At 69.7% G+C, this 12,314-nt stretch carries 10 protein-coding genes; 3 read left to right on the forward strand and 7 right to left on the reverse strand.

What is annotated here, in order from left to right:
- Positions 1-23 precede the first annotated feature (23 nt).
- On the forward strand, positions 24-983 hold the full coding sequence (locus ACH492_RS12935; RefSeq protein ID WP_398985702.1) for a TAXI family TRAP transporter solute-binding subunit: 960 nt from the start codon (positions 24-26) through the stop codon (positions 981-983).
- A gap of 5 nt (positions 984-988) precedes the next feature.
- Here ACH492_RS12935 and ACH492_RS12940 read toward each other — a convergent pair whose 3' ends face one another.
- Positions 989-2,425 carry an ATP-binding protein gene (locus ACH492_RS12940; protein ID WP_398985704.1) on the reverse strand — a complete coding sequence of 479 codons (1,437 nt, stop codon included), beginning with the start codon at positions 2,423-2,425 and terminating at the stop codon, positions 989-991.
- 9 nt (positions 2,426-2,434) lie between these two features.
- A complete protein-coding gene (locus ACH492_RS12945; protein WP_398985706.1) occupies positions 2,435-3,115 on the reverse strand; it encodes a response regulator transcription factor in 681 nt (226 codons plus the stop codon).
- Between the two features lie 214 nt (positions 3,116-3,329).
- Between ACH492_RS12945 and ACH492_RS12950 the strand changes: the two genes are divergently transcribed.
- Both ACH492_RS12950 and ACH492_RS12955 read left to right on the forward strand, forming a co-directional pair.
- Positions 3,330-5,432 carry a TRAP transporter permease gene (locus tag ACH492_RS12950; protein WP_398985708.1) on the forward strand — a complete coding sequence of 701 codons (2,103 nt, stop codon included), beginning with the start codon at positions 3,330-3,332 and terminating at the stop codon, positions 5,430-5,432.
- On the forward strand, positions 5,429-6,433 hold the full coding sequence (locus tag ACH492_RS12955; protein WP_398985710.1) for a TAXI family TRAP transporter solute-binding subunit: 1,005 nt from the start codon (positions 5,429-5,431) through the stop codon (positions 6,431-6,433). The genes ACH492_RS12950 and ACH492_RS12955 overlap by 4 nt, the downstream gene beginning before the upstream one ends.
- A gap of 561 nt (positions 6,434-6,994) precedes the next feature.
- Here ACH492_RS12955 and ACH492_RS12960 read toward each other — a convergent pair.
- The 5 genes from ACH492_RS12960 to ACH492_RS12980 form a co-directional block, all read right to left on the reverse strand.
- Positions 6,995-7,624, reverse strand: coding sequence for an MBL fold metallo-hydrolase (locus ACH492_RS12960; protein WP_398985712.1), 630 nt, complete (start codon positions 7,622-7,624; stop codon positions 6,995-6,997).
- Positions 7,624-8,709 carry an S-(hydroxymethyl)mycothiol dehydrogenase gene (locus ACH492_RS12965; protein WP_398985714.1) on the reverse strand — a complete coding sequence of 362 codons (1,086 nt, stop codon included), beginning with the start codon at positions 8,707-8,709 and terminating at the stop codon, positions 7,624-7,626. Before ACH492_RS12965 ends, ACH492_RS12960 begins: the two co-directional genes overlap by 1 nt.
- A gap of 785 nt (positions 8,710-9,494) precedes the next feature.
- Complete coding sequence (locus ACH492_RS12970) at positions 9,495-9,962, reverse strand: cupin domain-containing protein (RefSeq protein ID WP_398985716.1); 468 nt, start codon at positions 9,960-9,962, stop codon at positions 9,495-9,497.
- Between the two features lie 191 nt (positions 9,963-10,153).
- On the reverse strand, positions 10,154-10,600 hold the full coding sequence (locus tag ACH492_RS12975) for a DUF6069 family protein (RefSeq protein WP_398985718.1): 447 nt from the start codon (positions 10,598-10,600) through the stop codon (positions 10,154-10,156).
- 29 nt (positions 10,601-10,629) lie between these two features.
- On the reverse strand, positions 10,630-12,225 hold the full coding sequence (locus tag ACH492_RS12980; RefSeq protein ID WP_398985720.1) for a CocE/NonD family hydrolase: 1,596 nt from the start codon (positions 12,223-12,225) through the stop codon (positions 10,630-10,632).
- Positions 12,226-12,314: the final 89 nt, after the last annotated feature.

The raw sequence follows: 12,314 nt of genomic DNA on the forward strand, positions 1-12,314 counted from the left end.
CGCCACATCGAGGGAGGGTCCGCATGCGGGTGGCACGCGTACTCGCCACCGCTGTTGCCGTGGCGCTGCTGCTCGCCGGGTGCGGCGGGAGCGACGAGCCGCCCCGCCCGTCCGGTCGGATCACTTTGGCCACCGGCAACGTGGGCGGCGTCTACGCGGACTACGGGGCCGGCTATGCAGACCTCATCGAGCGCCGGCTGCCCGACGCCTCGGCGCGGGTACTGCACACCGGGGGCAGCGTGGACAACCTACGCCGGGTGGACACCGGACAGGCTAAGGCAGGCTTCGCGCTCGCCGATTCCGCCGCCGACGCCGTCGCCGGGCGCCCGCCCTTTTCCCGTCAGCTGCCCGTCGTGGCACTCGCCGCGCTCTACGACAACTACGTACAGCTGGTGGTCCGCGCGGACAGCCCGGTCCGCGGTGCGAAGGCGCTGCGCGGCCTTCGGGTCTCCGTGGGTGCCGAGGGTTCCGGCACCGCTCTGATCGCCGAACGCATCCTGAAGGTCGCCGGGTTGTCCCCCGATGACGACGTGACCTCGCTGCGACTGGACGTGCGCCAATCGGCGACCGCCCTGGCGGCGGGGCGGATCGACGCCTTCTTCTGGAGCGGTGGTCTGCCGACGGGGGCGATCACCGACCTCCGCCGGAGCACCACGGTCCGCCTGGTCGACCTCGGCGACGTGGTCGGGGAACTCACCCGGTCCTACGGCGAGCTCTACACCGAGACCACCGTGCCCGCCGTCGTCTACGGGGCGGCGCAGAGCGCGGTGACCACGGTGAGCGTGCCGAACTTCCTGGTGGTGCGGCGGGACATGCCGGACTCGGAGGCGTACTGGCTGACGCGGCTGCTGTTCGAGGGGCAGCCCCGGCTCATCCGCGCGCACCCGGAGGCCCGCCGCCTCGACCGGCGTATGGCGATCGCGACCCATCCGCTGGAGCTGCACCCGGGCGCCGCCCGGTGGTATCGCGAGTCACATCCCTGACCCCGTCACACCCGCTCTGCGGGGAGCGCGGGGGCGGCAGGCAACCGTACGGTGGCGGCCAGTCCGTGGGGCTGTGCGGCCGACAGGCGCAGCTCGCCGCCGCCCGCCTCCACCAGCGTGCGGGTGAGCGCGAGGCCGAGCCCCGTACCGCGGACGTTCTGGTGGCGCGCGCTGCGCCAGAACCTCCCTCCTGCCTGGGAGAGTTCCTCTTCGGTCAAGCCGGGGCCCGCGTCCCGTACCGTCACCTCCACCACGCCCGCGGCCGCCCCGCCACGGTCCCCGCATTCATCGCCGTCGCCGGCCGCGGTGCGGCTGACCAGGACATCGACCTGTGTGCCGCCGCCGAACTTGAGCGCGTTGTCGAGCAGGGTGTCGAGTGCGTGGTCGAGGCAGTCGGGCAGGGACAGCGCGCTCACACTTTCCGGAACCTCTGTGGTGAGCCGGACCCCGGCGCTGGCGAAGGCCGTTCGCCAGGCATCGGCCCGGTGCGTCACCACGGCGGAGACGTCGACGGGTCCGCGTTCCGCCACCGACGCCTCCGCCCTGGCCAGCCGCAGCAGCCCGTCGAGAATCTCGCCGAACCGGTCGGCCTCCTCGACCGCGCAGTGCAGTTCGTTCAGCCCGTCCGAGTCGTTCACGAAATCCTCGAGGTTCTCCACCCGCAGCCGGAGCGCGGTCAGCGGATTGCGCAGCTGGTGGGAGGCCTGCGCCACGAACGCCCGCTGCTGCTCCTGGGAGGCGTGCATGCTGTCCGCCATCACATTGAAGCTGTTGGCGAGACGGCGCAGTTCCGGTGCGCCCACCCGCTCCGAGACCCGGGTCTTCAGGCGCCCGAGGGCGACCTCGTGTGTGGCGCGATCCAGATCGTGGACCGGGCGGAGCACCCAGCGGACCACCGGAGTCGCGACCGCGATCACCACGAGGGCAAGCGCGGTGAGGCTGCCCAGCGCCACCAGTGTCAGATGGTCGGCGACCTCCGAACGCGCCCGGTCGGTCGGCGAGACGATCAGCACGGCGCCCAGCACCCGGCCGTCGCGCCTGACCGGCTCGGCCAGCACGAACGGGCGGTCGTCCCAGGGCCACACGACGCTCGGCTGCTCAGGGGGCCGGTCGGCCAGGGCGAGCAGCAGCGCCGACCGCACCTGCGGTTCCTGAAGATCGACGGGGCGCCGCGCGACGACGGTCTCACTGTCGGCGTCGACCACGGCGACCCGTGAGTCGTAGAGGCTCGCGTAGCGGTCGACAGCGGCCTTCAGCCGGCCGGTCCGCCCCGACTCCAGGGCGGTGGCTGCCATGTCCGCGAACCAGGCGCTGTCCTCGACCCGGCCGATGAACGAGGTCTGGACCGTACGCTCCGCGGTGGCTCGTACGAGGGGCACGCTGAGCGCGACGATCAGCCCCGCGACCAGGACGAAGACGATGACGAGGAGTCGGCGGCGCATCCGGTGTCCTCACCCTTCGGCCGCCGCCGGGGCGGCGGCGAGACGGTAGCCGAAACCGCGTATTGTCTGCACCAGGCTTCCGGCCCGCCCCAACTTGCCGCGCAGGGTGGCCACATGGACGTCGAGGGTGCGTGACATCCCCTCGTACGTCGTCTGCCACACTTCTACCACGATGTGGTCGCGGGGCACCGCGGCCCCGCCCGCGCGTGCCAGCAGAGCGAGGACCTCGAACTCCTTGCGGGTGAGAGCCACGGGCCGCCCGTCCACGGTGACCGTGCGCCGCCCGAGGTCCATCTCGAGGCCGTCGACGGCGAAGAGCCGGTCCTCATGGGCGCGTCGACTCACGCTGCGCCGGAGCACCGCCTCGATCCGGGCGAGCAGCTCAGCCGTGCCGAACGGCTTCACCACGTAGTCGTCGGCGCCGCTGCGCAGTCCCCGGACACGGTCGGGCTCGCCTCCTCGCGCGGTCACCGCGATCACCGGAACACTTCCGCGGGCACGCAGCTCCCGGCACACCTCGATGCCGTCGCGGTCCGGCAGGCCCAGGTCGAGCAGGACGAGATCGACCGCAGGCGCGGCCAGGGCGTCGGCGGCGTTGGCGGCGCGGCGCACCTCGTACCCGTGTCGCCGCAGGGCACCGGTCAGGGCGTCGGCGACCCGGTTGTCGTCCTCGACGAGAAGTATCCGCACGCGGTCTCCCGGTTGATGGATCCGCCGGGCCCATGGGCCCGGCGGCATGTATGCCGAGGCAGCGCAGGTCACAGCCGTCGCGACGATCGGGAAGTGACCCCCGTCACTGAACCCTAAACCTACGTTAAGACCTCGGGAGTTCTCTGTTGCCTGCTTGTAACGGCTGCCACGGTCTGGGGGCAAGAGGAAGCACCCAGTCCCAGGAGAGGCCCCGATGAGCATGGCAATGGCGCCGTCCGAGCCGAGGCAGCGATCAACCGAGGAACTGGTGGCCGAGTTCGACCAGGAAAGGCCGGCCCGCAAACTCTCCCCTGGAGTGTCCGCGGCCGTATCCGCCGTGTGCGCCTCGCTGTCGGTGTTCGCGCTCTACGCGATTTTCTTCCCGGTGGCCAAGGGCACCCAGTACTACTTGGCGATCTTCCTTGCCGGGACGCTGCCACTGATCTTCCTGACCCACCGCGGAACGGTGCGCGTACCCGCGCTGCTGCTCCCGTGGCGGCGCGGCGACCGCACCACGGCCGCCGGGAGGACGGCCGTCCGCCACGACAATCCCGGGTGGATCGACTGGCTGCTCGCCGCGGCGGCGCTTGCCGTGTGCATCTACCCCCTGCTGGAGTTCGACGCCTTCATCGAGCGGCGACAGCTGCCCACCGCCCTGGACACGGCAGTTGGCATCGTCATAATCCTTTTGGTCCTGGAGGCGTGCCGGCGCACCACCGGCTGGGTCCTTCCCGCCTTCTGCGCCACCTTCCTGCTCTACGCCTACTACGGCGGGCTGCTCCCGTACGACTGGTCACTGGCGCACGGCGGCTTCGACGTCGACGCCATCGCGGCCCACTTCTTCATGGGTACCGACGGCGTCTACGGCGTACCGCTCAATGTGGCCGGCACCTACATCGTCCTGTTCACCATCTTCGGCGCCGTCCTCGACATCTCCGGTGCCGGCAAGTTCTTCATCGACCTGTCGTTCGCTGCCTTCCGCGGTTCCCGCAGCGCCCCCGGGCGCACGGTGACGGCTGCCGGTTTCCTGCTCGGCACGGTCTCCGGTTCCGGCACCGCGACCGCGGTCAGCCTCGGGTCGGTCGCCTGGCCCGTGCTGCGCCGGGCCGGCTACAGCAAGGAGCAGGGCGGCGGCGTGCTCGCGGCCGCGGGCATCGGCGCGATCCTCTCCCCGCCCACCCTGGGCGCCGCGGCGTTCATCATCGCCGAGTACCTCAAGGAGAGTTACCTCACCGTCCTGCTGTACGCCCTCGTGCCCACGCTCCTGTACTACCTGGGCATCCTCCTCGCGGTCGAGATCGACGCCCGCAAGCACCACGCGCAGCCCGTGGTGGCCGAGGAGCGGACATCGGCGCTGAGGCTGCTGGGCAGGTTCGGCTACCACTTCCTCCCCCTCTTCATGATCGTCGGCTTCATGGCGATGGGACTGCCCCCGTTCAAGGCGGTGGTCTATGCGACGGCCCTGCAGTTCGTGCTGTCGTTCCTCGACCCTCGGCACCGGATGACTCCGCAGCGGCTGTACGCGGCGCTCGCCGAGGGCAGCAGATCGGTGCTCCCGGTGGTCGCCACCTGCGCCGCGGCGGGCATCATCGTCGCCGTCGTCTCCCAGACCGGGCTCGGCCTGAACCTGGCCTCGGTCATCGTGGACGCGGCGGGGGTGTTCGGTGACAACGCGACCACGGAACTGGTCCTGACGGTGCTCTTCGCGGCGGTCTCGGTATCCGTCCTCGGGCTCGCCGTCCCGGTCACCGCCTCCTTCATCATCGCCGCCGTGATCATCGCGCCGGCCCTGCTCTCCCTCGGGGTCGCCACCCACGAGGCGTACATGTTCATCTTCTACTACGCCGTGCTCTCCGAGGTGAGCCCGCCGACGGCGATGGCGGCGGCGGCCTCCGCCGCCATCACCGGGGGCAACCCGATGCGCACCATGGTCGCGACCTGGAAGTACTCCCTCCCCGCGTTCCTGGTGCCGTTCGCTTTCGTACTCACCGACAACGGGTCCCAACTGCTCGGCAAGGGAAGCCTGTCGGGCGTCGTATGGACCACCGCGGTCTCCGCCGTGGCGGTCGCCGCGCTGGCCGCGGCCACCGGGGGCCGGCTGTTCGGGCCGGCAGGCCCTGCGGTGCGGGCGCTCTGCGCCGTCGCCGCACTCTGCCTCCTCTACCTCGAACCCGCAGCGATCACCGCGGGCTTCGCGGCACTCGCACTCGCCGTCGGCGTCCGCCTGGTGCGTCGCAGGCAGCACACCCACACGGTCCCCGCTGCCGGTGAGGACCGCCCAGTGGAAACCATCTCGGAAGGAAAGCTCTCGTCATGAAGCACCGAATGCGCAGCGTGCGCCTCGCCGTCGCCGCCCTCGTCGTCACTCTCTCCGCCACCGCCACCGCCTGCGGCGGCGGGAAGCAGACCGAGAACACGGCCGCCAGCGGCGGCAAGGGAGGCCGACTCACCATCGCGACCGGCCCCACCACAGGCGTCTACTACCAGATCGGCGGCGGCCTCGCGGAGCTGATCTCCGACAACCTCGACGGCTACCGGGCCACCGCCACCACCACCGGCGCATCGGTGCAGAACATCCAGGGCCTCGGGGCGGGCACGTACGACATCGCGTTCTCTCTGCTTGACACCGCCGACGACGCCGTCGAAGGCAAGGAGTCGTTCTCCTCCCCCCAGGAGATCGAGGCCCTGACCCGGCTCTACCCGAACTACACCCAGGTGCTGGTCCGGACCGACTCGGGCATCGAGTCCCTTGAGGACATGAAGGGCAAGAGAGTCTCCACCGGGGCTCCCGGTTCCGGCACGGAAGTGATCGCCAAACGGTTGCTGAAGGCCGCCGGGCTGGACCCCGCCAAGGACGTCTCGGCCGACCGCCTCGGCCTCCCGGAGACCGTGGACGCCATGAAGGACGGCACCATCGACGCGCTGTTCTGGTCCGGCGGGCTGCCCAGCGGCGGCATCACCGACCTCACCACGAGCCTCAAGAAGGAGGTGCGGTTCCTGGACGTGACGCCGCAGCTTCCGGCCCTGAAAAAGGAGTACGGCGACGTCTACCAGAAGGGCTCCGTCCCAGCGTCCGTGTACAAGCAGCCGGAGGCCGTTCCCACGATCGTGGTGCCCAACGTGCTGCTGGTGAAGAAGGGCTTCGACCCGGATCTCGCCGCGGACATCGTCAACCTGATCTACGAGAAGAAGAGCGACCTGGAGAAGGTGAACGCGGCCGCCACGGAGATCGAACTCGACCAGGCGGAGGGGGTCGCACCCGTGTCGCTCAACCCCGGTGCCGAGAAGGCGCTGAAGGCGCTGGCCCAGAAGTCCTGAGCGCAACCGCACGGGAAGGTGGTCGGCCCGGAGCATCCGGCACCGGGCCGCCCCCGACCCGCCCCCAGACGTGCAGACCATGCCGCGCCGAGGGGCGAGCCCTCCCCGAGGGGCGCCCGGGCTGCTGTTGGCCCTCGGCCCTCTTCCGAAAGTCCGCTGCCACGAGCGGGCAACATGTGTGGTCCCCGCCAGGGCCCGCCCACCAAGGAGTGATCATGGTCCCGGCTTCGTCGTTCTGCACCGCTGGGCGGAGATCCTGGAGCGGCACTTCCCGCTGGAGCTCCCCGACCCTGACCGCGCTACCAAGTAGCCACGCCCCGGCACGGCAAACCGTCCGCAGGGCGGCCGTTCACGGCGGGCAACGGATCCGTTCCGAAACGGTCATGGCCCGGGTGACCGGCCGAGTGAGGGCCACGTAGGCGTCGAGGCCCTGGCTGTCTCACTGATCTGCTTCCGGCAGAGACGTGTCCAGGTACAAGGAGACCTCGCGCGCAGGCCTCGCGGTCGACGTCATCGAGTGCTGACCCGAGGAGATGCCGACCCGAGGCCGCCGCGAGGCGGTCAGAACCCGCGGTCGATCCACTCCTGCAGATGCGGGGCCTCCGCGGCGATGGTGGTCGTATCCCCATGGCCGGTGTACACGACAGTGTCGCCCGGCAGTGCCAGCAGCCGGTCCCGGATCGACTCGATGATGGTGCCGAAGTGGCTGTACGACCGACCCGTCGCCCCCGGCCCGCCCGCGAAGAGCGTGTCACCGCTGAAAAGGGCGTTCAGTGCCGGCGCGTACAGGCAGACGGCTCCGGTGGCGTGCCCGGGGGTGTGCAGCACCGTCAGATCGACACCCGCCACTGTCAGGACCTGCCCGTCGGCCAGTTCGGCGTCGGGCAGCCGCTCGGAGTGGGTCTGCTTCCACAACGGAAGGTCGTCCGGGTGCAGCAGAATCGGAGCGCCGGTCCGGCTGGCGAGCGCCGGGGCGGCGTCGATGTGGTCGTTGTGGGCATGTGTGCAGACGATCGCGCGAAGCGTCCGGCCCCCGAGCGCGGCCGCGATGGCGTCCGCGTCGTGCGCGGCGTCGATGACGACCGCTTCTCGGTCGTCGCCGACGATCCACACGTTGTTGTCGACGTCCCAGGTGCCGCCGTCCAGGGAGAAGGTGCCGGAAGTGACCAGTCGGTCGATGCTTGCGACCATCAGAAGACCACCACCGAGCGCAGCACGTCTCCGTGATGCATCCGCTCGAAGGCCTTCTCGACCTCGTCGAGCGCGATCGTCTCTGTTACGAACGCATCCAGATCCAGGCGCCCCTGCAGATGGAGGTCGATCAGCATCGGGAAGTCGCGGCTCGGGAGGCAGTCCCCGTACCAGGACGACTTGAGCGATCCGCCGCGTCCGAAGACGTCCAGCAGCGGAAGCTCGAGCTTCATCTCCGGAGTCGGGACGCCGACGAGGACGACGGTCCCGGCGAGGTCGCGGGCGTAGAAGGCCTGCTTGTACGTCTCCGGGCGGCCGACGGCCTCGATGACGACGTCCGCACCGAAGCCGCCGGTCAGTTCGCGGACCGCCTCGACCGGGTCGGTCTCCTTGGAGTTGACCGTGTGGGTTGCGCCGATCTTCTTCGCGGTGGCCAGCTTCCGGTCGTCGATGTCCACCGCGATGATCTTCGCCGCGCCCGCGAGCCGGGACCCGGCGATCGCCGCGTCACCCACGCCGCCGCAGCCGATGACGGCGACGGAATCGCCACGCCCGACGGCGCCGGTGTTGATGGCGGCACCGATGCCCGCCATCACGCCGCAGCCCAGGAGCCCGGCGACCGCGGCCGACGCCCGCTCGTCGACCTTCGTGCACTGCCCGGCCGCCACGAGCGTCTTCTCGGCGAAGGCGCCGATGCCCAGGGCCGGGGACAGTTCGGTGCCGTCGGCGAGGGTCATCTTCTGCTTGGCGTTGTGGGTGTTGAAGCAGTACCAGGGCCGCCCTCGCATACAGGCCCGGCACTGGCCGCAGACTGCACGCCAGTTCAGGATGACAAAGTCGCCCGGCGCGACCTCGGTGACGCCCTCGCCGACCGCCTCGACCCGGCCCGCGGCCTCATGGCCGAGCAGGAAGGGGAAGTCGTCGTTGATGCCGCCCTCGCGATAGTGCAGATCGGTGTGGCAGACCCCGCAGGCCTCGATGTTCACCAGCGCCTCACCCGGGCCGGGGTCAGGCACGATGATCGTTTCCAGGCTGACGGGGGCGCCTTTCCCTCGCGCGACGACAGCACGGACCTGGTGAGTCATGGCCACTCCTCGACTGATACGCACCCATGGGAATTACGTTGCTTATTACGGCACGCATCTCACGTGTCGCAACAACAGCATCGTGGAGGCGCGATCCACGGTCAAGGACCCTACGCATTGGGCATGGGCTGATGCGGTGTTCCGGTGCCGCTTTCCGGGAAACGGACGGACCACCCGCCCTCGGCAGCGGGCGCGACCCGTCGCAGTGGTGTCCGTACCGAGGCTGTCCTGACGCACGGAGGCCCTTTGAGGGCGTTCTGGAGCCTGCAGGTCGTCCAGTTGGGCGTAGGTCAGCGCGGTGGTCTCGTGCCGTACTGCGATCCGGTCACCGTGCACCGACGCGGAGCCCGTCAGCAGAGTGGCGAGATTGGGCATGGCGGTTCCCTCGGGTTCGGGTTGGACGGTGGTGGGTTCAGCGGACGGCCGACGTAGGTCGGCGTCCTCCTGCGGCGTCGCGATCACCCCCCCGGGGGACGACCCCGCCGCAACCTGCCCCCGGCGGGTCCGGGTACCGCCGGCCGCGGCGTGTGCAGGGAATACCGCGCTCCTTCTGCACGACGGGACGGCACGTACAACGAAGCGCTCGACGCCGTCTCGAGGGCGAGGAACCGGACGTGCCCAGGAGGGCGCCACGAGGTCCTCGGACGGCCTGAACCGGACTTGAGGATCTGCGCAGTTACGTGATCACGAATGCGGGGATCGCCGCCGCGCCGAGCGGAGCGGCGGGCCGTCCCGCGGGGGATGCGGGACGGCGGGTGGGAGCGGACGCGGCGAGGGGCGGATGGTCAGCGAGGTGGTCCGATGATGCGGGTGCCGCGCAGGGCGGCGGCTTCGGCGAGCTTGTCTTTAGTGATCTCGAACCCGTCGGGGCGGGGGGTGGTGACGTCGCGTCCGGCGTGCCGGAACATCTCCTCTATGCCCGCGGGGGTGGCCATGAGGAGGAGGTCTGCGCGGTCGGACGTGATGCGGTAGCCATGGGGGATGTTGCGGGGCAGGTAGACGACGCCGCCTTCGGACAGTTCGTGGCGTTCGTCTCCGACCCACACGAGTGCCTCGCCCTTGAGGAGGAGGAACACCTCGTCCTCGCGGGTGTGGAGGTGGAAGGGCGGGGCCTCGCCCTTGGCGATGTCGAACCGTCCGACACTGAGCTGTCCTTCGGTGGCCTGGCTGTCGAGCAGGATCGTGAACAGCCCGCCGTCGAGCCATTCAAGGGTCTGCTGCTGGTCGGGCTGGGCGAGGTAGGCCATGGTCATGCCGGTCTCCGGGGTGGGTGTGGTGGCCCGCGTGGGGCGGGTCAGGCGGGGAGGAGGCCGACGCCGGCGTCGGCGACGACCTGGACGCGGGGGCCCTGTTGAAGGGCGGTGAGCATGGGGTAGACGCTGCAGACGTCGTTGGTGACGCCGGCGATCGCACCACGAGCTCTTCGGATGGCCTGAACCGGGCGTCAGGATCGGCGCAGTGACGTGATCACGAATGCGGGGATCACCGCGACTCCGACGATGAGGTGCATCAGGGCCAGCAGGAGCTGGTCGGACGCTGTGACGCCGGCCCCGTTGTAGGGAAGGCTGGCGACGAACACCAGAGCCGTGAGCGCCTCCCAGATGACGGTGGCCCGCCGAGGGACGAATCGTTCCAGTAGCTCCAGCAGTCCCCAGCCGAGCAGCGCCGGGACGACGGAGGCGGCGATCACCACGCTGATCAGGATGGACTGGGCCGGTTGGCCGAACCCAGCGGGAGTCCTGAGGTCGTACCCGGCGACGTCGGTGAGGACGAGCACGTACGCGAGGTTCACGAGGAGAGCGATGCCGATGGCGGCCGGTCGCAGTACCCGGGCGGGGGTTTCGGTGAGGCGGCGGGCGGATGGTCTCGGTGAGGACGATGTGGTGGCCACGATGGTTGCTCCGTTGGAAGAAGTGGAGGTCAGCGGATGACGGGCAGGATGAGGTGGGAGGGGTGGTCGGCGTCGTGGTGAATGAGATCGCGGCCCACCTGGTGGCCGTAGTAGTGGTGGAACAGGCCGTCGGCGACAGGGGAGTCGCCGTTGGCGATCTCCAGGCGGATGCGGCTGCCCTTGGGGAAGAGATAGGAGGTCGGCCAGACCTCGATCTCGTAGCGGACGACGGTCCCCGGCTCGATCGGCTGGGGCGGATGGGTGCGGTGGGAGGCCTTCAGCCAGCCGCGGGTGACCATCGCGGAGGGCGGCGGTACGTTCTTCGCGATCCTGCGCATGAGGATCTCCTTGAGCTTGGGCACGGCCTTCTGCTCGGAGATCTTGACGTGGAAGTCGGTGTCGGTCTGGTCGGACTCCGCGTACAGCACCAGGGTGATCTTCCCGGTGACCTCGGTGTCGTGTTCCAGCGGCGCGGTGGTGAAGGTGAGGATGCCCCGGGTGGGCTGTGGGATGCCTTCGGTGATGACGGTGGTGCCCACCGTCCACTCGGGGTTGGGGTAGTCGTAGACGGTCGCCGTTCCGGCCGGCCCGATGGGTGGGGTGGTGGCGAGGCTGCCGTCGTTGAGTGAGAGGACGGCGTGTGCGGGTTCGGGGTCCAGGTAGAGCGTGATCGGCACGGCGCGCCGGGGTGGCCATTCGGCTTCTTCCCGCGGCTGGCGCCCGGAGTTGGCGACCTGGATACGGACCTGCGGGCCGTCCATAACGCCGTTGTCGACGCCCTTGAGCCAGTGGTCGTACCAGGGGCGGATGTAGGTGTCGAGGAAATCGGGCTGGTAGTAGCGCTCGTGGCTGTCGGTGCCGGCGAGTACGACGAGGCGCTTGTCGGTGCCCCCCAGCCGTTCGTAGCCGTCGAGCTGACCGCGCAGGTGCAGGCCGACGCTGTACCACCAGGCGATGTTGAGCACCGGGACATCGATGTCCTCCACCTTCACCGCTCGCTGCTCCCACCAGTCGTCGAAGACGGGCCGGTCCAGGGTCATGCCGATGAGGTCGGCGGTGATGCCGCCGGGCCGGGGCGGAGTGCCGCCGCCGATCGTGGCGCCGGCGCGGAGGTTGTCGGTCGACCAGAAGTTGAGGAACCCCATGGAGTAGACCCCGCCGTGGTAGACCGCGTCGTGGTAGACGTCCGTGAACCCGCTGTAGACCAGCGCGCAGGTCAGGTGCGGCGGGCGCTGCGCGGCGGCCAGCCACTGGTTCACGCTGTAGGCGCTCTCCCCGATCATCGACACTTTGCCGGTCGACCAGGGGCGGGAGGCGATCCACTCGATGGTGTCGTAGAAGTCGCGCTGCTCGGCGGGGCCGAACAGCTCGAACTGCCCCTCGGACCTGCCGGTGCCGCGCTGGTCACCGACCACGACGGCATAGCCGTGGCCGGTCCAGTAGTCGAGGGGGCCGGTCTCGATGAACCGGAACATCGGCACGGCCGGCAGGTACAGCAGGTCCTTCTGGTACGGCGCCACCGCGTACAGAGCCGGGAACGGCCCGTCCCCTTCCGGCAGGTACACATCGGCGCAGATCCGGACGCCGTCGGACGCAGTGATCCACTCGTTCTTCATCGTACGCATGGCGAGCTCCTAATTTCCTCACATGTGGAAACTAATTTCAGCGTATGATGAAACTGTCGTGGACGGAAGTCCCTTCTCTGACCTGTTAC

Origin of the sequence: Streptomyces sp. NPDC019443 (assembly GCF_044389785.1) — a bacterium.
GTDB lineage: Bacteria > Actinomycetota > Actinomycetes > Streptomycetales > Streptomycetaceae > Streptomyces.

What these genes read in the sequence shown, in the direction of transcription:
- ACH492_RS12950 (WP_398985708.1), top strand. Translation starts at nt 3,330, where the DNA reads ATGAGCATGGCAATGGCGCCGTCCGAGCCGAGGCAGCGATCAACCGAG.
- ACH492_RS12970 (WP_398985716.1), bottom strand. Translation starts at nt 9,962, where the DNA reads ATGACCATGGCCTACCTCGCCCAGCCCGACCAGCAGCAGACCCTTGAA.
- ACH492_RS12935 (WP_398985702.1), top strand. Translation starts at nt 24, where the DNA reads ATGCGGGTGGCACGCGTACTCGCCACCGCTGTTGCCGTGGCGCTGCTG.
- ACH492_RS12960 (WP_398985712.1), bottom strand. Translation starts at nt 7,624, where the DNA reads ATGGTCGCAAGCATCGACCGACTGGTCACTTCCGGCACCTTCTCCCTG.
- ACH492_RS12980 (WP_398985720.1), bottom strand. Translation starts at nt 12,225, where the DNA reads ATGCGTACGATGAAGAACGAGTGGATCACTGCGTCCGACGGCGTCCGG.
- ACH492_RS12955 (WP_398985710.1), top strand. Translation starts at nt 5,429, where the DNA reads ATGAAGCACCGAATGCGCAGCGTGCGCCTCGCCGTCGCCGCCCTCGTC.
- ACH492_RS12965 (WP_398985714.1), bottom strand. Translation starts at nt 8,709, where the DNA reads ATGACTCACCAGGTCCGTGCTGTCGTCGCGCGAGGGAAAGGCGCCCCC.
- ACH492_RS12940 (WP_398985704.1), bottom strand. Translation starts at nt 2,425, where the DNA reads ATGCGCCGCCGACTCCTCGTCATCGTCTTCGTCCTGGTCGCGGGGCTG.